At 68.9% G+C, this 19,752-nt stretch carries 18 protein-coding genes; 2 read left to right on the top strand and 16 right to left on the bottom strand.

Features of this window, described 5'->3' with window-relative positions; translation table 11 throughout:
- Nucleotides 1-2: 2 nt before the first annotated feature.
- From BHQ18_RS03320 to uvrC, 13 genes are all read right to left on the bottom strand, one after another.
- Nucleotides 3-584 (bottom strand): TetR/AcrR family transcriptional regulator, encoded by a 582-nt coding sequence (locus tag BHQ18_RS03320; RefSeq protein WP_308204743.1) that lies wholly within the window; start codon nt 582-584, stop codon nt 3-5.
- A 50-nt stretch (nt 585-634) separates the two neighbouring features.
- The gene (locus BHQ18_RS03315) at nt 635-1,780 is read right to left on the bottom strand and encodes a sulfotransferase family protein (protein ID WP_069412147.1); all 1,146 of its coding nucleotides are present in this window, start codon (nt 1,778-1,780) and stop codon (nt 635-637) included.
- Nucleotides 1,777-2,997 (bottom strand): DUF1214 domain-containing protein, encoded by a 1,221-nt coding sequence (locus tag BHQ18_RS03310; protein ID WP_234794059.1) that lies wholly within the window; start codon nt 2,995-2,997, stop codon nt 1,777-1,779. Before BHQ18_RS03310 ends, BHQ18_RS03315 begins: the two co-directional genes overlap by 4 nt.
- A gap of 102 nt (nt 2,998-3,099) precedes the next feature.
- On the bottom strand, nt 3,100-5,895 hold the full coding sequence (gene ppc / locus BHQ18_RS03305; RefSeq protein WP_069412146.1) for a phosphoenolpyruvate carboxylase: 2,796 nt from the start codon (nt 5,893-5,895) through the stop codon (nt 3,100-3,102).
- A 53-nt stretch (nt 5,896-5,948) separates the two neighbouring features.
- A complete protein-coding gene (gene secG, locus BHQ18_RS03300) occupies nt 5,949-6,182 on the bottom strand; it encodes a preprotein translocase subunit SecG (RefSeq protein ID WP_066842301.1) in 234 nt (77 codons plus the stop codon).
- A 31-nt stretch (nt 6,183-6,213) separates the two neighbouring features.
- Nucleotides 6,214-6,999 carry a triose-phosphate isomerase gene (gene tpiA, locus BHQ18_RS03295; RefSeq protein ID WP_069412145.1) on the bottom strand — a complete coding sequence of 262 codons (786 nt, stop codon included), beginning with the start codon at nt 6,997-6,999 and terminating at the stop codon, nt 6,214-6,216.
- Nucleotides 6,996-8,210 carry a phosphoglycerate kinase gene (locus BHQ18_RS03290; protein ID WP_069412144.1) on the bottom strand — a complete coding sequence of 405 codons (1,215 nt, stop codon included), beginning with the start codon at nt 8,208-8,210 and terminating at the stop codon, nt 6,996-6,998. The genes tpiA and BHQ18_RS03290 overlap by 4 nt, the downstream gene beginning before the upstream one ends.
- A gap of 5 nt (nt 8,211-8,215) precedes the next feature.
- Entirely contained in the window at nt 8,216-9,238 is a 1,023-nt protein-coding gene (gap, locus tag BHQ18_RS03285; protein ID WP_069412143.1) for a type I glyceraldehyde-3-phosphate dehydrogenase, read from the bottom strand.
- 72 nt (nt 9,239-9,310) lie between these two features.
- Complete coding sequence (locus BHQ18_RS03280) at nt 9,311-10,024, bottom strand: ABC transporter substrate-binding protein (protein ID WP_069412142.1); 714 nt, start codon at nt 10,022-10,024, stop codon at nt 9,311-9,313.
- A gap of 90 nt (nt 10,025-10,114) precedes the next feature.
- On the bottom strand, nt 10,115-11,092 hold the full coding sequence (gene whiA / locus BHQ18_RS03275) for a DNA-binding protein WhiA (RefSeq protein WP_109789188.1): 978 nt from the start codon (nt 11,090-11,092) through the stop codon (nt 10,115-10,117).
- Entirely contained in the window at nt 11,089-12,093 is a 1,005-nt protein-coding gene (gene yvcK / locus BHQ18_RS03270; RefSeq protein WP_069412354.1) for a uridine diphosphate-N-acetylglucosamine-binding protein YvcK, read from the bottom strand. Before yvcK ends, whiA begins: the two co-directional genes overlap by 4 nt.
- Nucleotides 12,094-12,116: 23 nt before the next feature.
- Entirely contained in the window at nt 12,117-13,031 is a 915-nt protein-coding gene (rapZ, locus tag BHQ18_RS03265; RefSeq protein WP_069412140.1) for an RNase adapter RapZ, read from the bottom strand.
- A complete protein-coding gene (gene uvrC / locus BHQ18_RS03260) occupies nt 13,028-15,010 on the bottom strand; it encodes an excinuclease ABC subunit UvrC (protein WP_069412139.1) in 1,983 nt (660 codons plus the stop codon). The genes rapZ and uvrC overlap by 4 nt, the downstream gene beginning before the upstream one ends.
- A 53-nt stretch (nt 15,011-15,063) precedes the next feature.
- Between uvrC and BHQ18_RS03255 the strand changes: the two genes are divergently transcribed.
- Together BHQ18_RS03255 and BHQ18_RS03250 are read left to right on the top strand one after the other, a co-directional pair.
- Nucleotides 15,064-17,025, top strand: coding sequence for a gamma-glutamyltransferase family protein (locus BHQ18_RS03255; RefSeq protein ID WP_084293872.1), 1,962 nt, complete (start codon nt 15,064-15,066; stop codon nt 17,023-17,025).
- Nucleotides 17,026-17,063: 38 nt separating this feature from the next.
- Nucleotides 17,064-17,489 carry a GNAT family N-acetyltransferase gene (locus BHQ18_RS03250; RefSeq protein ID WP_069412353.1) on the top strand — a complete coding sequence of 142 codons (426 nt, stop codon included), beginning with the start codon at nt 17,064-17,066 and terminating at the stop codon, nt 17,487-17,489.
- On the opposite strand, the gene BHQ18_RS03245 is transcribed toward BHQ18_RS03250, so the two are convergent.
- The 3 genes from BHQ18_RS03245 to BHQ18_RS03235 are packed head-to-tail and all read right to left on the bottom strand — an operon-like array spanning nt 17,476 to nt 19,729.
- A complete protein-coding gene (locus BHQ18_RS03245) occupies nt 17,476-17,925 on the bottom strand; it encodes a PH domain-containing protein (RefSeq protein ID WP_069412138.1) in 450 nt (149 codons plus the stop codon). The two genes, BHQ18_RS03250 and BHQ18_RS03245, sit on opposite strands and share 14 nt — an antisense overlap.
- Complete coding sequence (gene ribH / locus BHQ18_RS03240; RefSeq protein WP_069412137.1) at nt 17,922-18,401, bottom strand: 6,7-dimethyl-8-ribityllumazine synthase; 480 nt, start codon at nt 18,399-18,401, stop codon at nt 17,922-17,924. The genes BHQ18_RS03245 and ribH overlap by 4 nt, the downstream gene beginning before the upstream one ends.
- Nucleotides 18,398-19,729 (bottom strand): bifunctional 3,4-dihydroxy-2-butanone-4-phosphate synthase/GTP cyclohydrolase II, encoded by a 1,332-nt coding sequence (locus tag BHQ18_RS03235; protein ID WP_069412351.1) that lies wholly within the window; start codon nt 19,727-19,729, stop codon nt 18,398-18,400. The genes ribH and BHQ18_RS03235 overlap by 4 nt, the downstream gene beginning before the upstream one ends.
- Nucleotides 19,730-19,752 lie beyond the last annotated feature (23 nt).

Below are 19,752 nucleotides of genomic sequence, written 5' to 3'. Positions count from 1 at the left end.
AGTCACCTTTCCTTCGGGTGTGTCACGCCGAGTCCGCGCAGGCAGAAGCGGATGATGTGTTCGCGCACCTCGTCCAGATCACCGTCTCCGCTGGTCCATTGGCGCTCCACGCTCGCCCAGATCGCGCCGTGTATCGACAATGCGTCGGTAACCGGGTCGCCGTCCGCGAAAATCCCGGCGGCCCTGCCTTTTTCGAGTTGTACGACGAGCGGCTTCAGGATTTCTGCGTAAGCGTCGCTGATCAGCTCGGGCGTCGTCGACATCTGCGTCTGCGCCTCAAGCGACATCCGCCGCAGGTCGGGCCTGACCTCCTGGCCGAACGCCAGGTCCAGCCGCCCGTCGATCCACGCGATCACCGCTTCGGCCGGATCCGCGGCCGCGGCCATCTTCCGCTTGAGCCTGCGGGTCTCGGTGCGCGCCAACTCCAGGAACACCGCTGCCACCAGTGCGTCCTTCGACGCGAAATGCCGATAGAACGCCCGGGTGCTCAGCGCGGCCCGTTCGAGCACCCTGGCGACGCTGACCGCGCCGATCCCCTCGTCCAGCAGTATCTCGACGGCGGCCTGAATCAGCGCATCGCGCACCCCGGGATCGGGGTCCGTCTTCTTGCGTCTGCGCCGCGCGACCGTGTCCATCAGGCGGTGGCGTCGTACTTCGCGAGGTAGTCCGCGAACGCTTCGTGCACCTGCTCGCGGGTCAGGCCGTTGTCGGCGAGTTCGTAGGTGTGCTCGCCCCGCGACCCGGGGCGGTGCCCATCCGCCCACTGCTGCACCCGTCGGCGCGCCTCGTCGGTGAACGCCAGACCCAGGCGGTCGTAGCTGCTTTCGAGCGTGCCGATCGGATCGGCATTCAGCTCGGCGAAGGAGACGTCGGTGAACCGGTCACTTCCGAAGCGTGTGCGGAAGTCCATGGCGCGCCGGATGGCCTCGACCCAGCAGTCGAGCTGTTCGACCCCGAGTTCGTGCGGGTCGTCGTGATCGCTGCTCCAGCTGCGCACGTACCGGATCAGGCTGCACACCGAGGCCAGCACCTTGGCCGGATCACGGTGACACCACAGGAATTTGGCGTCCGGATAGGCCGCAACCAGAGCGTCGAGCGAGAACATGTGCACCGGCGTCTTCAGGTGCCACAACGTCGGTGGGCAATGCCACTGCAGGAGTTTGAGCACCTGCCGGTGGAAGGTGTAGGTCTCGCGCATGTCGCACCGCAGCAGCCAGGCGACGTATCCGGGCACCCGCACCACCCCGTCGAAGTGGAAGGTGCGAAAGCTCATACCCATCAGATCCTGGCACTCGGTGGCCGCCTCCGGCTCCGAGTTCATCATCGTGCGCATGAGCGGAAACATGCTGTCCATCATCGCGATCGACTCGGCCGCCTGGGCGATGCGCGGGTCGTCGTGCTGCGAGGCCGCTTCCGGTGGCGGCGTGCACGCCTGGGACTCCCACATCCGCAGCGACCGGAACTGCGGGTCGCTGGCGACCAGCTGGCTGAGCGCGGTGGTCCCGGTGCGCGGCAACCCGATGACGAACACCGGCCCCCCGACGACCTGCTCGTCGATCTCGGGGTGCTGCCGGTAGGTGTCGACGATCCGCAGCCGCTGGATGAGCGCGTTGCTGATCGTCGCGTGCTGGATGACGTTGCCCATCTCGTTGAGGTCGGCTTCGGTGTTCAGCGCGTCGACGGTGCGCTCCAGACCCTCGCGGTAGTAGGGCGACCCGAAGTCGTCGAGGCCGGTGGCCGCGCGTGCCCCCTCTTCCAGCTCATCGGCCACGAACGTCATGCCGAAAACCTCCGGTGCACCGCGCGACGACGCGCAGCCAGGGTGGCCGCTCGCTGCTCGGCGCTGACCGTCGTTGTGTCAGCGGGCAATTCCGACATGACATCGGCGAACTTGACCACCCGGGCGCTCGGTGTCGGGGCGGTCTCGGTGCGCACACATCGCAAGATCATCGCCCCGTTGCTGTGCCCGGCCGTGTCGAGCCAGTTCGCGACGCCGGGATCGCTTGCGCTGACCACCACCCGCAGGATCCCGTCGGAGTCGATCGTCGCCTGGTGGGCGTTGAGGCTGGACTGATGGCGCCCGTAGTGGATGGTCTCCCACCACGCGTTGCCCACCGAATAGCTCCAGTACACCCCGCGGGGCGGCTCGACCTCCAGGATCAGGGCCTCGTCGGGCTCGAGTTCGTAGCGCCCGATGACCGGACGGTTCTCCGCCGCTGCGCCCATGTCGGAGCGGTCGATCGGCGGCAGGAACCCGTTGGCCGGTGGACCCGCGTTGAAGTCGAGGAAGAACTTGAGGTTGTCGTGGACGAACTCCCCCAGCGCCTCGATCTGGCGCGCGACGCTCGACCCGCCTGCCGGCCAACGGTCGGGCGGTTCAGCGGCGTCGCCGATCCGCTCGATCTGCAGCGAGGACGGCTTCTCGGTATCCCAGTCGTAGAAGAAGTGCCTGACGACCAAGGTCGGATGCTCCCCCTCGACGCGCATCCAGTTGCCCTCTTGCTCATCGGCGGACAGCGCCACCTCGAAGTTCCCGTCCGCGTCCGGCTTCAGGTCGTCCACCAGGCAGTTGGAGGTGGCGGTGATGCCGTCCATGGTCTGGAGTCCGACGTACCGCGCGGTGCCCCGGTTGCCGAAGAGCCGGTACGTCTCGCCTTTGCGCAGCGTGGCCCGCAGATACAGACAGTCCGGACACTCCATGCCCCAGCTCAGGATGTCGTCGGTGCTGGTGCGGGTCACCGCCAGCACCGGATCGGGATCGGCCCGCAGCGCCTCGTCGACACCGACGGCCAACAGCACCAGCAGGTGCCTCATCCCGGACGCGTAGTCGACGCTGTTGCGGTTGCCGTCGGCCGAGGCGACGAGCGTGCCCGCGGCTTTCAACCGGTCCAGGAGGTGTGCCCACGCCGGGGCCAGCTCGTCTGCGCCGCCCTGCCCGGCCAGCGCCGCCTGCGCGATGGAGAACGGCAGCCACGCCATCGGGTTCGCGTCGCTCACAGGCACTCCAACCGTCGGACCGAGCTTAAATGAAAATTATGTTTTCAGTTAAGACGGTATGACTGTGACACCTCACGTCGGAGGTGTCAATGACCGGCCGGGTTACCCGCTGTTGCGCAGCGCGGTGGCCAACCCGCTCATGGTGAGCAGGATGCCGCGCTGCACGAGCTCGTCGTCGTCACCGGAGCGGTAGCGCCGCAACAACTCCACCTGCAGGTGGTTCAGCGGCTCCAGATACGGGAAGCGGTTGAACACCGACCGGGCCAGCGCGGGGTTGTCGGCCAGCAGATCGTCCTGTCCGGTGATCGATTGGTGCATGCGCAGGGTGCGCGCGTGTTCGTCGACGATCTTGTCGAACACCCGCCGCCGCAACTGCTCGTCGTCGACCAGTTCCGAATACCGCGCGGCCAGGCCCAGGTCCGACTTCGCCAGCACCTGCGCCATATTCGACAGCACGGTCCGGAAGAACGGCCAGCGCCGGTACAGGTCGCGCAGCACCTCGACCCGGTCCTCCCCCTGCCCGTCGGCGATCCACTCCTCGAAAGCCGTTCCGGTGCCGTACCAACCGGGCAGCATCACCCGTGACTGGCTCCACGCCAGCACCCACGGGATCGCCCGCAGATCGCTGATCGACGTCGTCGGCTTGCGCGACGTCGGCCTGCTGCCGATATTGAGCGCACCGATCTCGCTGACCGGCGTGGACGCCTTGAAATACTCTACGAATCCCGGTGTCTCGTGCACCAATTCGGCATAGGCCCGCTGCGCCCGGGCGGCCAGGTCGTCGAGCACCTGGTACGCCGGGCCCGCCTCGTCCCCGAGCCCTTCGACGTCGAGCAGCGTGGCCTCCAGCGTGGCGGCCACCAGGGTCTCCAGGTTGCGGTGCGCGATCTGCGGTTCGGCGTACTTGGCCGCGATCACCTCGCCCTGCTCGGTGATCCGCAGCGAGCCGTTCACCGCGCCGGGCGGCTGCGCAAGGATCGCGTCGTAGCTGGGCCCGCCACCGCGGCCGACGGTTCCGCCGCGACCGTGGAAGAGCCGCAACCGGATTCCGGTCTTGCGCGCGGTCTCCACCAGATCCAGCTCGGCGCGGTACAGCGCCCAGTTCGCCGCGAGGTAACCGCCGTCCTTGTTCGAGTCGGAGTAGCCCAGCATCACCTCCTGGCTCTCGCCACGCGCGGTGACGATGCGCCGGTACACCGGCAGGTCCAGCGCGCTCTCCAGGATCGACGCGCCGCGCTGCAGATCGTCGATGGTCTCGAACAGCGGCACGATCCCAACCGGGGCGTAGTGCTGCGACTCGGACACATCGAGCAGGCCCACCTCCTTGAGCAGGATCGCCGCCTCCAACATGTCCGACACCGAACCGCACATCGAGATGATGTAGTTGGGCACCGCCGCAGGACCGAACACCCGCACCGCGCGGGCCGCGGCCGCCACGATGTCGAGTTCCCTGCGCGCCAACTCCGACAACTCGGCGCCGTCGCGGACCAGCGGCCGCCGGGTCGCCAGCTCCCGCGCCAGCAGCTGCACCCGCTCGGCCTCGTCCAGCGAGGGGTAGTCGGCGTGCACGCCGGCCCAGGCCAGCAGTTCGGCCACCACCTCCTCGTGCACGTCGGAGTTCTGCCGCATGTCCAGACCGGACAGATGAAACCCGAAGGCCCGCACCGCTTCCCGTAGCCGGGCCAACCGGTCGTCGGCCAGCACGGCGCTGCCGTTGGCCTTCAGCGACCCGTAGACCACATCGAGGTCGGCCAACAGGTCGGCGGGCGTGTCGTAGCGCTCCAGGCCGAGGTCGAGCACGTGCTCGGGCAACCGGTCGAGGATCTGCTGCGCGGTCGCGGTCAGCCGCGCGTGGATCACCCGCAGCGCGCGCCGGTACGGCTCGTCGGCGCGGGCCGGCTCGTGGCGTTCGTCGGCCAGGGCCGCGAGCTCGTCGCTGATGCGGACCAGCCGCGCCGACATCGACAGCTCCTCTTCGAGCGCGGTGATCTCGGTGAAGTAGTGCTCCAGCGCGGTGTAGGCGGCGCTGCCGGTGGCCAATCGCACCACCTCGGCGGTGACGTTGGGGTTGCCGTCGCGGTCACCGCCGATCCACGAGCCGGGCCGCACGATCGGCTCGGCCAGCAGATCGGCGTCGGGCCACCTGGTGTTCAGTTCGGCGCGCACACCGGCGTTCACCGCGGGGATGACGTCGAAGAACGCCGCCCGGTAGTACCGCAGGCCGGTCTCGATCTCGTCCTGGATTTTCAACCGCGACAACCGGATCAGCGCCGTCTGCCACAGCGTGAGGATGTGGCGGCGCAGCTCGTGTTCGATGTCGCGGCCGTCTTCGGTGTGGCTGTGACCGTGCATGCGCAGCCGCATCAACGCGGTGATGCGGTGCTGGGTGTCGAACACGGTGCGGCGCCGCGTCTCCGTCGGGTGCGCGGTGATCACCGGCGACACCAGCGCCCCGGCGAGCGCTTCGGCGACGGTGGTCGAATCCAGTTGCGCGGAGTCGAGTTTGGCGTAGGTCGCGGCCAGGCTGCTCGGTTGCGGCGGTTCACCGGCCTCGATGTGCACCGCGCGGCGGCGCTCCCGGTGGATGTCCTCGGCGACGTTGGCCAGCAACGCGAAATGGGTGAACGCGCGGATGACCGGGATGGCCTGACGCACGTCGATCCCGTCGAACATGCCGGCCAGCTCGGTGCGGTCGATCTCCGAGCGGCGCACCCGGAAGGACTCCACGCGGGCACGTTCGACGAGGTCGAACACCTGCTCGCCGTTCTGGTCGCGCACGGTGTCGCCGAGGATCGCCCCGAGCAGCCGGATGTCTTCGCGCATCGGCTCGGTGGCCTCGCGGCCCACGCGGGTGCGCATGACCGCGCCGATCGGTTCGAGGTCCGCGACTTCAGCCATGGGTCAAGTATCGACGGCCCGGTAGGGGGCCGCACGGTGAGGCGGGTGTGAGGTCAGCTGTACTTGATCAGCAGCGCGACGCCGACGATCGACACCAGCCAGATACCGGTGACGAACAGCGTCAACCGGTCGAGGTTCTTCTCGACCACCGTCGAGCCCGACAGGCTGGACTGCACACCACCACCGAACAGCGTGGACAAACCACCGCCCTTGGCGCGATGCAGCAGCACCAGGAGCACGACCAGGAGGCTGGTCACGACCAGGGTGATCTGCAGGGCCAATTCCATGGCGACCAGACTACCTAACTCGCGACCGTGCTCAGGGCAGGGGGCCGCCGGCGGCGATCGCCGACAGCGTGGCGAACTGCTCACCGTCGAGCGACGCGCCACCGACCAACGCGCCGTCCACGTCGGCCTGCGCGACGATCTCGCCGACGTTCTTGGCGTTCACCGAGCCGCCGTAGAGGACGCGGATTCCGGCCGCTTGTTCGGGCGTCGCGAGCTTGCCCAGTTCCTCGCGGATCGCCTTGCAGACCTCCTGCGCGTCCGCGGCGCTGGCCACCCGGCCCGTGCCGATCGCCCACACCGGTTCGTAGGCGATGACCACCTGCGCGATCTGCTCGGCGGACAACCCGGCCAGCGAACCGCGCAGCGATTCGACGTTGTGCTCGACGTGGTTACCGGCCTCGCGGACCTCGAGTTGTTCACCGATGCAGATGATCGGCACCAGGCCGTGCCGGAACGCCGCGGCGGCCTTGGCGGCGACCTGCGCGTCGTCCTCGTGGTGGTAGGTCCGGCGTTCGGAGTGCCCGACGACGACATACGTGCAGCCCAGCTTGGCCAGGAACGCCCCGCTGATGTCGCCGGTGTAGGCACCGGAGTCGTGCTCGGAGAGATCCTGCGCGCCGTAGGTCAGCAGCAGCTTGTCGCCGTCGACCAGGGTCTGCACGCTGCGCAGGTCGGTGAACGGCGGGATGACCGTCACGTCGACCTTGTCGAAGTACTTCGCGGGCAACGCGAAAGCGATCTTCTGCACCAGCGCGATGGCCTCGAAGTGGTTGAGGTTCATCTTCCAGTTGCCGGCGATCAGCGGCTTGCGGCTCACGATTCCAGAACCTCCAGACCTGGCAATTTCTTGCCCTCAAGGTATTCCAGGGACGCCCCACCGCCGGTGGAGATGTGCGAGAAACCGTCGTCGGGCAGGCCGAGTTGGCGCACGGCGGCCGCGGAGTCGCCACCGCCGACGACGCTGAAACCGCCCTTGCCGGTCGCGGCGATGATGGCCTCGGCCACCCCCTTGGTGCCCGCGGCGAACGACGCGAACTCGAACACGCCCATCGGGCCGTTCCAGAACACGGTCCGGGCGTTGGACAGCAGCGTGGTGAACCGCTGCACCGTGCCGGGGCCGATGTCCAGGCCCATCCGGTCGTCGGGGATCCGGTCGGCAGCGACCACCTCGGCGGTCGCGTCGGCGGCGAACTTGTCGGCCACCACCACGTCGACCGGCAGGTGCAGCACGTCGGCGTAGGTGTCCAGCAGCGTGCGGCAGGTGTCGACCATGCTCTCCTCCAGGAGCGAGCTGCCGACCGAGAACCCTTGTGCGGCAAGGAAGGTGAAGCACATCCCGCCGCCGATGAGCAGGCTGTCGGCGCGCTGGGCCAGCGACTCGATGACCGCGAGCTTGTCGGACACCTTGGACCCGCCGAGCACCACCGCGTACGGCCGGTCGGTGGAGCTGGTCAGCTGTTCGAGCACCTTGACCTCGGCGGCCACCAGCGTGCCCGCGTAGTGCGGCAGCAGCGTGGCGACGTCGTACACCGAGGCCTGCTTGCGGTGCACCACCCCGAAGCCGTCCGAGACGAACGCGCCGTCGTCCCCGACGAGTTCGACCAGCGCTTTGGCCAGCTTGCCCCGTTCGGCGTCGTCCTTGCTGGTCTCGCGGGTGTCGAAGCGGATGTTCTCCAGCAGCAGCACGTCACCGTCGGTCAGCCCCTCGGCCCGGGCCAGCGCATCGGTGCCGACGACGTCGCCGGCCAGCTGCACGTGCCTGCCCAGCTGCTCCCCCAGCGCCGCGGCGACCGGGGCCAGCGAGAACTTCGGGTCCGGACCGCCTTTGGGGCGGCCGAGGTGCGCGGTGACGACGACCTTGGCGCCGGCATCCGACAGCGCCTTGAGCGTCGGCACCGACGCGATGATCCGACCCGGGTCGGTGATGGCGCCTTGCTCGTCGAGCGGGACGTTGAGGTCCGACCGGACCAGCACTCCACGCCCCGAAACACCCTCCTGCAGAAGGTCTTCGAGTGTCTTGATGGCCACGGGTCTTAGAGCGACTTGCCGACCAGCGCGACGAGGTCGACGAGCCGGTTCGAGTAGCCCCACTCGTTGTCGTACCACGACACGACCTTGGCCTGGTTGTCGATGACCTTGGTCAGGCCGGCGTCATAGAGCGAGCTGTGCGGGTCGGTCACGATGTCGCTGGACACGATCGGGGCATCGTAGTACTTCATGATGCCCTTGAGCGGACCCTCGGCGGCGGCCTTCATCGCGGCGTTGATCTCGTCGACGGTGGCCGACTTGCGCAGCTCGGCGGTCAGGTCGGTGACCGAACCCGTGGGGATCGGCACCCGCAGCGCGTAGCCGTCGAGCTTGCCCTTCAGTTCGGGCAGCACCAGGCCGATGGCCTTGGCCGCGCCGGTGGAGGTGGGCACGATGTTGATGGCCGCGGCGCGGGCGCGACGCAGGTCCTTGTGCGGGCCGTCCTGCAGGTTCTGATCCTGGGTGTAGGCGTGGATCGTCGTCATCAGGCCCTTGACGATGCCGAACTCGTCGTTGAGGACCTTGGCCAGCGGGCCGAGGCAGTTCGTCGTGCACGAGGCGTTCGAGATGATGTTCTGGCTGCCGTCGTACTTGTCGTCGTTGACGCCCAGCACGATCGTGATGTCCTCATCGCTGGCCGGGGCCGAGATGATCACCTTCTTGGCGCCGGCGTCCAGGTGGCCCTGCGCCTTGTCACGCTTGGTGAAGATGCCGGTCGACTCGACGACCACGTCGACGCCCAGGTCACCCCACGGCAGCGCGGACGGGCCTTCTTTGACCTCGAGCGCCTTGATCTTGGTGTCGCCGACCACGATCGTGTCCTCACCCTCGAGGCTCACGTCGTAGGGCAGCCGGCCCAGGATCGAGTCGAACTTGAGCAGGTGCGCCAGCGTGGCGTTGTCGGTGAGGTCGTTGACCGCGACGATCTCGATGTCGGTGGCTTTACCCTCGGCCTTCTGGGCGTCGAGCGCCCTGAAGAAGTTCCGACCGATGCGGCCGAAGCCGTTCACGCCTACCCGGATGGTCACGCTGTCTCCTTAGTCGCTCCTGGTGTACTGGCAGCCAGCCTAGTGGTGTGATACCTGCCACGCGCGACCTGGTCAGTGCACGGCCAGGCTCTGGTCGGTGAAGGGGTTGCCGAGCCATTTGCGGCGGATCCGCTGTAGGGCGCCCTCGGCTTCCAGTTCGGCCTGCGCGACGGTCAGCCGGCCCAGCAGCGCCTGGTTTCCGGGCGCGACGGCGATCGCGATGTCTTCGACCGTGATGCCGCGCTGGACCACCTCGACCCCGGGCAGCGGTTTGACCAGTTCGGTGAGCACCGGGGCGAGCTTGAGGAACGCATCGCAGCCGCCGCTGCTCAGGTCGGTCAGCGCGGTGCGCACGGCGTTGTAGTCGTAGACGCGCACGGCGCCGGCTCTGCCGTCGTCGACCAGGCGTTCGGCGATCGCCTGGCTGGTGCTCCCGCGTTGCACGCCGATGATGAGGCCGTCGAGGTCGTCGACGGAGGTGACCTCGGGCAGACGACGGCTGTCGACGGCCAGCGCCTGGCCGGAGATCAGGTACGGCGCGACGAACGTCGCGTTGCGCTCGCGTTCGGGTGTCACGGTGGTGCCTGCGGCCACACAGTCGTATGCCCCGTCGCCCAGGGCGTCGAAGATGCCGGTGAAGTCGGCACCCTCGTAGTCGACGAATTCGACGGTGGCGCCGATCTTGTCGCCGATGGCGCGCATCAGGTCGAGGTCGAGGCCGTCACCGTCGGGCATGGAGTTGAACGGCGGATCGGGTGCTGCCACGCCGACTCTCAGTGTCTCCATGTCTTCACCGTAGTCGTCCGGCCGAGTGGCCAGTTATCACGCGCTTTTCGCCCACACGTGCGCGCTAAGTGGCCACTCGCCACAAAAAAGTCAGGCGTCCTCGAGCAGATCCGGCGTCACGGCCGACTCGGTGTCGGCGATGCCGTCCTGTTTGGCCTTGCGGTCGGCCATCGACAGCAACCGCCGGATCCGGCCTGCCACAGCGTCTTTGGTCATCGGCGGATCGGCCAGCCGGCCGAGTTCCTCCAACGACGCCTGCCGGTGCTCGACGCGCAGCTTGCCGGCCGCAGCCAGATGGTCGGGCACCGTGTCGCCCAGGATCTCCAGCGCCCGTTCCACCCGGGCCGCCGCGGCGACCGCGGCCCGCGCGGACCGCCGCAGGTTCGCGTCGTCGAAGTTCGCCAACCGGTTGGCGGTCGCGCGCACCTCGCGGCGCATCCGGCGCTCTTCCCATGTCAGCCTGGTGTCCTGCGCGCCCATCCGGGTCAGCAGCGCGCCGATCGCCTCGCCGTCGCGCACCACCACACGGTCGGTGCCGCGCACCTCGCGCGCCTTGGCGCTGACCCCCAGCCGACGCGCCGCGCCGACCAGCGCCAGCGCCGCTTCCGGGCCGGGACAGCTGACCTCCAGCGCCGACGAGCGCCCCGGTTCGGTCAGCGAACCGTGCGCCAAAAACGCTCCGCGCCAAGCAGCTTCGGCGTCCGCGACGCTGCCCCCGACCACCTGCGCCGGCAGTCCCCGCACCGGTCGGCCGCGCAGGTCCAGCAGGCCGGTCTGCCGGGCCAGCGCCTCGCCGTCCTTGGCCACCCGTACCACGTAGCGGGTGCTCTTGCGGATACCGCTGGCCGAGAGCACATGAACCGTCGCGCTGTAGCCGTAGAGGTCGTAGATGTCCTTGCGCAGCCGCCGCGCGATGATGCCCAGATCGACCTCGGCCTCGACCACCACCCGGCCCGAGACGATGTGCAGGCCGCCCGCGAACCGCAGCAGCGAGGCCACCTCGGCGCGTCGAGCGCTGACCGAATTGACGACCAGCCGGCTCAACTCATCCTTGACCTCGGCTGTCATCGCCACGGATCGTCACCTCTCGGTCCATTCACTGTCGACGTGGGCACGGTCGGCGCCGGGCCGCGCAGCCGCACACCTTCCAGCGCCGCGGCCAACCGCGCCGGGTCATGTAAAGGTGTACCAGGTCTGGAAACGTCAGCAAACTCCACATGAGCTTGCAGAATGTTCGCGGTGCGACGCAGTTGCTCACGCTCGCGGTCGCTCGGTACTCGGCTTGCGTCGACGATGATCTCATGCACCGTGAAGTCCGGTGCGTGCTGGGCCAACACGTGGATGTGCCGCTCCACCGAAAAGCCCGCCGTCTCCCCCGGTTCGGCGACCAGATTGAGCACCAGCGCCCGGCGCGCGGTCGTCGCCTGCAGCGCGGCGGCCAGTTCCGGCACCAGCACGTGCGGGATGACGCTGGTGAACCACGAACCCGGGCCCAGCACCACCAGGTCGGCGGCCAGGATCGCGTCGACGGCCTGCCTGGTGGCCGGCGGGTCGCCCGGCAGCAGCCGGACCCGGCGCACCTTGCCGACGGTGGTGGCGATCGCCACCTGGCCGCGGATCACCCGGCTCATCCGCGGATCGGACTCCAACCCGGCGACGTCGGCCTCGATTCCGAGCCCGACCGGGGACATCGGCAGCACCCGGCCCTTGACACCGAGGATGCGGCCCAGCTCGTCGAGCGCGGCGACCGGGTCGGCCAGCACCTCGCTGAGCCCGGCCAGCATCAGGTTGCCGATCGGATGGCCGGCCAGTGCGCCGCTGCCACCGAACCGGTGCTGGATGATCGTCGCCCACAACCGCCCGTGCGGGCTGTCGGAAGCCAAGGCCGCCAATGCCATTCGCAGATCCCCGGGCGGGACCACATCGAGCTCGTTGCGCAGCCGTCCCGATGACCCGCCGTCGTCGGCGACGGTGACGACCGCGGTCACGTGCGGTGTCAGCCGCCGCGCAGCCGACAGCGTCGCGTATAGGCCGTGCCCGCCGCCGAGCGCGACGATCCGCGGCGGCATCCGGTCCTCGTCGAGTCCGGGCGTCATTCGCGCCCCAGATCCCGGTGCAACACCCGCACCGTCAAGTCCTCACCCTCTCCGAGTCGCGCCGCCAACGCCTCGGCGATCGCCACGCTGCGGTGCTTGCCGCCGGTGCATCCGATGGCGACGGTCATGTATCGCTTCCCCTCGCGGCGGTATCCGTCGATGACCACGTCGAGCAGCCGATGATAGGTGTCGAGGAAGTCAGCGGCGCCCGGTTGTCCGAGAACGTAGTCGCGGACCGCGGCATGCTGCCCGGTGTACGGCCGCAGGTCGTCCACCCAGTGCGGGTTCGGCAGGAACCGCACGTCCATCACCGTGTCGGCGTCCATCGGCAACCCGTACTTGTACCCGAACGACTCCACGGTGACGTTGGTGTGCGCGACGGTTTCGTTGCCGAAGGCCCGTTCGATGCTCTCCCGCAGCGCGGGCACCGACAGCGTCGACGTGTCGATCACCAGGTCCGCCGAGGCCCGCACCGGCGCCAGCAACGCGCGTTCGGCCGCGATGCCTTCGGCGAGGGTCTGGTTGCCCTGCAGCGGATGGCTGCGCCGGTTCTGCTCGTAGCGACGCACCAGGATGTCGTCGGACGCCTCGAGGAACAGCACCCGCGGGGAGATGTTGCGGGTGGCCAGATCGTTGCGCACCCAGTCCAGGTCGCCGGTGAACCCGCGCGAGCGCACATCCATCACCACCGCCAGTTGGGTGATCCGAGAACCGGCGGCCAGACCCAACTCCACCATCCGCGCGATCAGTTCCGGCGGCAGGTTGTCGGCGACGTACCAGCCCAGGTCCTCGAGCACCTTGGCCGCGGTGCCGCGGCCAGCCCCGGACAGGCCGGTCACCAGCACCACGTCGATCCCGGAGTCGGCGGCCGCCGCGTCGCGCAGATGCTCGTGCATACCCTGGTCCGTCATCCCGATACCTTGTCCTGATCATTGCCGATTACGGCTTCGGGCGCGTCGCTTTGCGACGGTACGCCAAGCGCTTCGAGCACCGCGCGTGCGGTCGCGACCCCGATTCCGGGCACGGCGGTGATCTCCTCCACCGAGGCCTGCTTGAGCCTGGCCACCGAACCGAAGTGGGTGACCAGCGCCTTGCGCCGGTGCTCGCCCAGCCCGCGCACGGAGTCCAGCGCCGAGGCGGTCATCCGCTTGGACCGTTTGCTGCGGTGGTAGGCGATCGCGAACCGGTGCGCCTCGTCACGGATCCGCTGCAGCAGATACAGCCCCTCGCTGTTGCGCGGCATGATCAGCGGATCGGGCTCGGCAGGCACCCACACCTCCTCGAGGCGTTTGGCCAGCCCGATCACCGCGACGTCGGTGATGCCGAGGTCGTCGAGCACCGCCTGCGCGGCGTTGACCTGAGGAGCCCCGCCGTCGACGACGTACAGGTTGGGCGGATAGGCGAACTTACGCGACTTTCCTTCCGGTGCAACCTCGGTCGGGTGCGCAGTGTCGTGCAGATGACGGTAGAAGCGGCGCCTGGTCACCTCGGCGATCGACGCCACGTCATCGGAGCGGCCGTCACCCGCCGCTTCGCGGATCGCGTAGTGGCGGTAGTCGGATTTCCGCGGCAGCCCGTCCTCGAACACCACCAGCGAGGCCACCACATCGGTGCCCTGCACATGGCTGATGTCGACGCACTCGATGCGCAGCGGCGCCTCGGCCAACCCGAGCGAATCCTGAATATTCTGCAGCGCAGCAGTTCTCGCGGTGAAATCACCGGCGCGCTTGAGTTTGTGCTGCGCCAACGCGTCCTGGGCGTTGCGGCGCACCGTCTCGGCCAGCGCCCGCTTGTCGCCCCGCTGCGGCACCCGCAGGCTGACCCGCGACCCGCGCAACCCGGACAGCCACGTCGCCAACTCGTCGGAATTGCCCGGTAGACACGGCACCAGCACCTGGCGCGGCACCGGGTTCGTCGACTCGTCGGCGGCCCCACCGAGGGCGGCCTGGTCGCCGTAGAACTGGGTGAGGAACTGCTCGACGAGCTGTTCCTGGCTGTCATCGCCCGGCTCGCTGGACTTTTCGACGATCCACCCGCGCTGGCCGCGCACCCGCCCGCCGCGCACGTGAAACACCTGGACCGCGGCCTCGAGTTCGTCGTCGGCGAACGCCACCACGTCGGCGTCGGTGCCGTCGCCGAACACCACGGTCTGCTTCTCCAGCGCGCGTTTGAGCGCCCCGACGTCGTCGCGCAGCCGGGCGGCACGCTCGAAGTCGAGTTGTTCGGCGGCCGCGTTCATCTGGCGTTCCAGGTCGCGGATCAGCCGGTCGGTCTTGCCGGCCAGGAAGTCGCAGAAGTCGAGCACGATGCGCCGGTGCTCCTCGGCGCTGACCCGCCCGACGCACGGCGCCGAGCACTTGTCGATGTAGCCGAGCAGGCATGGGCGTTCGATCTGCCTGTGCCGCTTGAAGACTCCCGCCGAGCAGGTGCGGGCGGGGAACACCCGGGTCAGCAGGTCGAGGGTCTCGCGGATGGCCCACGCGTGCGAGTACGGCCCGAAGTATCGGACTCCCTTGCGGCGGGCGCCGCGGTACACCATGAGGCGCGGATACTCCTCGTTCAGGGTGACCGCGAGCACCGGATACGACTTGTCGTCGCGGTAGCGGATGTTGAACCGCGGATCGAACTCCTTGATCCAGTTGTACTCGAGCTGCAGCGCCTCGACCTCGGTGCTGACCACCGTCCACTCGACGCTGCCCGCGGCCGTCACCATCTGCCGGGTGCGCGGCGCCAACCCCGCGACGTCGGCAAAGTAGGAGTTCAGTCGGCTGCGCAGGCTCTTGGCCTTGCCGACGTAGATCACCCGGCCGTGCGGGTCGCGGAATCGGTAGACGCCCGGTTCGACGGGGATGGACCCGGGGGCGGGTCGGTACGTCGATGGGTCGGGCACGCAATCCAGGTTACTGCCGCGTCCCGACGCGCCCGATCCACTACCGTCGGGTGATGCGGCCCTGTACGCCCACCACGCTGTTGGCCTCGCTGGCCACGATCGTGATGGTGCTCGGCGGATGCGCCGGACGAGACGGTGAGCAGAGCACCGAAAATCCGCAAGCCTCAGGGCCGTGCGCGATCGTCGAGAACGGCACCCCGACGCCGAAGACCCCCGCGGGCGAGTCCAGCACACCGCGCAACATCGCGACCAACCCCGGGGTCGCCACCGGCTACCGCGCGGACATGACGCCCGTGCGCACCGCCACCTACTCGGTCGTCACGGCCAACCCGCTGGCCACGCAGGCCGCCTGCGAGGTGCTCCGCGACGGGGGCACCGCGGCCGACGCGCTCGTCACCGCCCAGGCGGTGCTCGGGTTGGTGGAGCCGCAGTCCTCCGGTGTCGGCGGCGGCGGCTTCCTGATGTACTTCGACGCCGCGTCCGGTCAGGTGCAGGCCTACGACGGACGCGAGACGGCGCCCGCGGCGGCCACCGAGAACTACCTGCGCTGGATCTCCGACACCGACCGGACCGAACCCAGACCCGATACCCGCGGCTCGGGCCGTTCCATCGGCGTGCCCGGCATCGTCCGGATGTTGCAGGAAGCCCACGCCGAACACGGCAAGACCCCGTGGCGCGACCTGTTCGCGCCGGCCGTCGCCCTGTCTGACGACGGTTTCGACATCAGCGACCGACTGGCGGCCGCCATCGAGGACGCCGCACCGGACCTGAAGGCCGATCCTCAGGCCGCCGAGTACTTCCTCAACCCCGACGGCAGCCCGAAGCAGGCCGGCACCCGGCTGACCAACCCCGCGTACTCGAAGACCTTGAACGTCATCGCTTCTGACCCCGAGTCGTTCTACACCGGCGACCTCGCCGGGGCCATCGTCGCCGCGGCGGCCGACACGTCCGGCGGCCGCACGCCGAGCCTGATGACCGCGCAGGACCTGGCCGGCTACGCCGTCAAGAAGCGTGAGCCGCTCTGCAGGCCCTACCGCGGCCACGAGATCTGCGGGATGCCGCCACCGTCGTCGGGCGGCATCGCGGTCGCCTCGGCGCTGGGCATCCTCGAACGGTTCCCGATGGCCGAGCACCGGCCCACCGACATGGACCTCAACGGCGGACGGCCCACGGTGATGGGTGTGCACCTGATCTCCGAGGCCGAGCGCCTGGCGTACGCCGACCGCGACGAGTACGTCGCCGACACCGATTTCGTCCCGCTGCCCGGCGGTTCGCCCGACACCCTGCTCGGCAGCGACTATCTCGCCGGGCGCGCCGCGCTGATCTCCGAACAGCGCACCATGGGCAAGGCCGAACCGGGCCCGTTCGGACCGCCGGGCAGCCTTGGGCCGCCGACCCCCGAGCACGGCACCAGTCAGCTCAGCATCGTCGACGCGCAGGGCAACGCCGCCTCGCTGACCACCACCGTGGAGTCCTCGTTCGGCTCGTACCACATGGTCGACGGCTTCATCCTCAACAACCAGTTGACCGACTTCTCCGCCGAGCCCACCAAACCCGACGGCGTCCCGGTGGCCAACCGCATTCAGCCCGGCAAGCGGCCCCGCAGTTCGATGGCGCCGACGTTGATCTTCGGCCCGGCGCCGGGTCCGCCGGGTCGACGCGGACCGCTGTCTGCGGTGCTGGGTTCGCCGGGCGGTTCGGTGATCATCCAGTTCGTCGTGAAAACGACTGTCGGCATTCTGGATTGGGGGATGGATCCCCAACGGGCGGTGTCCATGGTGGACTTCGGCGCCGCCAACACCCCGAAGACCAACGTCGGCGGCGAGCACCCGGTCATCGACACCACCGACGACGGCGACCATGACCCACTGGTACAGGGGCTGCGCGCGCTCGGTCACGACGTGGACCTGGCCGATCAGTCCAGCGGCCTGTCGGCGATCGTCCGCGACGGACGGGAGTTGGTCGGCGGTGCGGACCCTCGCCGGGAAGGTCTGGTGATGGGCGACTCGCGGTGAGCGCGCACGTCACCCGGCTCGACGAGTCCGACTGGCGGATGTTCGCCGCGGTGCGGTTACGTGCGCTGGCCGACGCCGTCGGCGAGGATGATCCGAGCTTCCGCGAGGAGGTGAGCTTCACCGCCGCGCAGTGGCGGCGCCGGTTACGCGATCACGCGCAGTTCGCGGCACTGCTCGAGGAGCGTCCGGTCGGCCTGATCGGCGCCCAGTACGAGAACGCCGAGGCCGTCTACCTGTATTCGCTGTGGCTGGATCCCGCGGTTCGCGGCCGGGGGCTGGCCCACAGCCTGGTCACCGCCGCGGTCGACTGGGCAGGCGAGTGCCGGGTCCGGACAGTGAAACTGCGGGTCGCCGCCGACAACATGGCGGCTCGGGGCGTCTACGAGGATCTCGGGTTCACCATCTCGCACGACGAAGACCACCGGCGCGACGGCGAACTCATGATGTCGCTCAGCGTGAGGTGACATTCTTGTAGCGTTCCAGCAGTTCGCGGACGCTGTTCATCGCGTCGACCGCCCGGCCCTTGTCGACGGCCTGAATCGCCAGGATCGGCACGTACTCGTCGTCGGGCAAGTCGACCCGCGCCCACCGCGCACCGCGCGGGAACGACACGTCGACCACGTCGGACCACGGAATGAGCTTGTCGTTGACCAGGTTTCGCACCGCCAGCCCCGACGGCCCGACCCGCAGGCGGGGCCGTGCGAACAACAGCACGATCGCGGCGATCACGACACCGAGCAACCCGATGGCGACCTGGTCGGCGGTCTGAAAGATCACCCCGGTCGAGGCGATCTTGAGCAGCGCGCCGACGGTCACGTGCGCGGCCAGGATGATCGCCGCGGCGCCGTAGGCGAAGCGCGGCGCCAGCCGCGGCCGGATCTCGACGTCCCACGTGCTCATCGGCCCGACCGGATCTGTCGCAGCGTCAGCGCCGTGGACAGCGCGGCGGCGGCCGCCTGCGCGCCCTTGTCCTCCGACGAGGTGGCCAGACCGGCCCGGTCGAGCGCCTGCTCCTCGGTGTTCGTGGTCAGCACACCGTTGGCGACCGGGGTCGACGAGTCCAGCGACACCCGGGTCAGCCCCTGGGTGACCGCATCGCAGACGTAGTCGAAATGCGGTGTCTCACCGCGGATCACCACACCCAATGCAACCACCGCATCGTGGTCGGCCGTCAAAGCCTGTGCCACCACCGGAATCTCGATGGCGCCGAGCACGCGCACCACCGTGGGATCGACGACACCGGCATCCACGGCGACCCGGCGGGCACCGTCGAGCAGTGCGTCACAGATGGTTTCGTGCCAGGTGCTGGCGACGATCCCCAGTTTCAGACCCGATGCGTCCAGCTGCGGAAGATCGGGGACGCCGCCACCGCTCACAGCGCTCCACCGAGATCGGTGGGCCGGCGGTCGCCCAGCAGGTACACACCTTCGTCGTAGTCGGCCATCGTGGTGGCCTCGTGGTAGTCCTCGAGCCCCACCAGGTCGTGGCCCATGCGGTCGCGTTTGGTCATCAGGTAGCGGATGTTCTCCTTGTTGGCCCGCACCGGGAGCGGGACCCGCTCGATGATGTGCAGCCCGTAGCCGTCCAGGCCGACCCGCTTGGCGGGGTTGTTGGTCAGCAGCCGCATCGACCGCACACCCAGATCGACCAGGATCTGCGCCCCGATGCCGTAATCGCGGGCGTCGGCGGGCAACCCGAGTTTGAGGTTGGCGTCGACGGTGTCGTCGCCGGCGTCTTGCAACTGGTAGGCCTGCAGCTTGTGCATCAGCCCGATGCCGCGGCCCTCGTGCCCGCGCATGTACAGGACGACTCCGCGGCCTTCGCGGGCCACCATCGCCATCGCGGCGTCGAGTTGGGGTCCGCAGTCGCAGCGCTGGGAGCCGAACACGTCGCCGGTCAGGCATTCAGAGTGCACCCGCACCAGCACGTCGTGGCCGTCGGCGCCGGGCCCTGCGCCCGGGTTGACGATGTCGCCCTTGACCAGCGCGACGTGCTCGACGTCGTCGTAGATGCTGGTGTAGCCGACCGCGCGGAATTCGCCGTGCCGCGTGGGGATCCGCGCTTCCGCGATGCGTTCGATGTGCTTCTCGTGCTTGCGGCGCCACTCGATCAGATCGGCGATCGAGATCAACGCCAGATCGTGCTCGTCGGCGAAGATGCGCAGTTCGTCGGTCTGCGCCATCGCCCCTTCGTCCTTCTGGCTGACGATCTCGCAGATCGCGCCCGCGGGCTGCAGTCCGGCCAGCCGGGCCAGGTCGACTGCGGCCTCGGTGTGGCCGGGACGACGCAGCACGCCGCCGTCCTTGGCCCGCAGCGGCACCACGTGCCCGGGCTTGGTGAAGTCGTCCGAGACCGCGGTCGGGTCAGCGAGCAGCCGCATCGTCGTCGCCCGATCGGATGCCGAAATCCCGGTTCCCACACCCATTTTCGCGTCGACGGTGACGGTGTAGGCGGTGCCGTGCTTGTCCTGGTTCACCGCGTACATCGGGAGCAGACCCAGCCGGTCGCAGATCGCGCCGTCCAGCGGAACACACAGGTAACCGGAGGTGTAGCGGACCATGAACGCGACCAGTTCGGGTGTCGCCTTCTCGGCGGCGAAGATCAGATCGCCCTCGTTCTCGCGATCCTCATCGTCGACGACGACGACGGCTTTCCCCGCCGCGATATCAGCGACCGCGCGCTCTATGGAGTCCAGCCTCGTCACCACATCAGTATGAACCACCACTG

Source organism: Mycolicibacterium flavescens (genome assembly GCF_001722335.1).
In the GTDB taxonomy this organism is placed as follows: Bacteria; Actinomycetota; Actinomycetes; order Mycobacteriales; family Mycobacteriaceae; genus Mycobacterium; species Mycobacterium flavescens.
The sequence above is the reverse complement of the archived record's forward strand: the minus strand, read 5'-3'. Positions and strand labels throughout refer to the sequence as shown.

Coding starts and splice junctions, on each gene's coding strand:
- BHQ18_RS03315 (WP_069412147.1), bottom strand. CDS start 1,780: ATGACGTTCGTGGCCGATGAGCTGGAAGAGGGGGCACGCGCGGCCACC.
- ppc (WP_069412146.1), bottom strand. CDS start 5,895: ATGGCTGAAGTCGCGGACCTCGAACCGATCGGCGCGGTCATGCGCACC.
- secG (WP_066842301.1), bottom strand. CDS start 6,182: ATGGAATTGGCCCTGCAGATCACCCTGGTCGTGACCAGCCTCCTGGTC.
- BHQ18_RS03280 (WP_069412142.1), bottom strand. CDS start 10,024: ATGGAGACACTGAGAGTCGGCGTGGCAGCACCCGATCCGCCGTTCAAC.
- whiA (WP_109789188.1), bottom strand. CDS start 11,092: ATGACAGCCGAGGTCAAGGATGAGTTGAGCCGGCTGGTCGTCAATTCG.
- yvcK (WP_069412354.1), bottom strand. CDS start 12,093: ATGCCGCCGCGGATCGTCGCGCTCGGCGGCGGGCACGGCCTATACGCG.
- rapZ (WP_069412140.1), bottom strand. CDS start 13,031: ATGACGGACCAGGGTATGCACGAGCATCTGCGCGACGCGGCGGCCGCC.
- BHQ18_RS03255 (WP_084293872.1), top strand. CDS start 15,064: ATGCGGCCCTGTACGCCCACCACGCTGTTGGCCTCGCTGGCCACGATC.
- BHQ18_RS03250 (WP_069412353.1), top strand. CDS start 17,064: ATGTTCGCCGCGGTGCGGTTACGTGCGCTGGCCGACGCCGTCGGCGAG.
- BHQ18_RS03245 (WP_069412138.1), bottom strand. CDS start 17,925: ATGAGCACGTGGGACGTCGAGATCCGGCCGCGGCTGGCGCCGCGCTTC.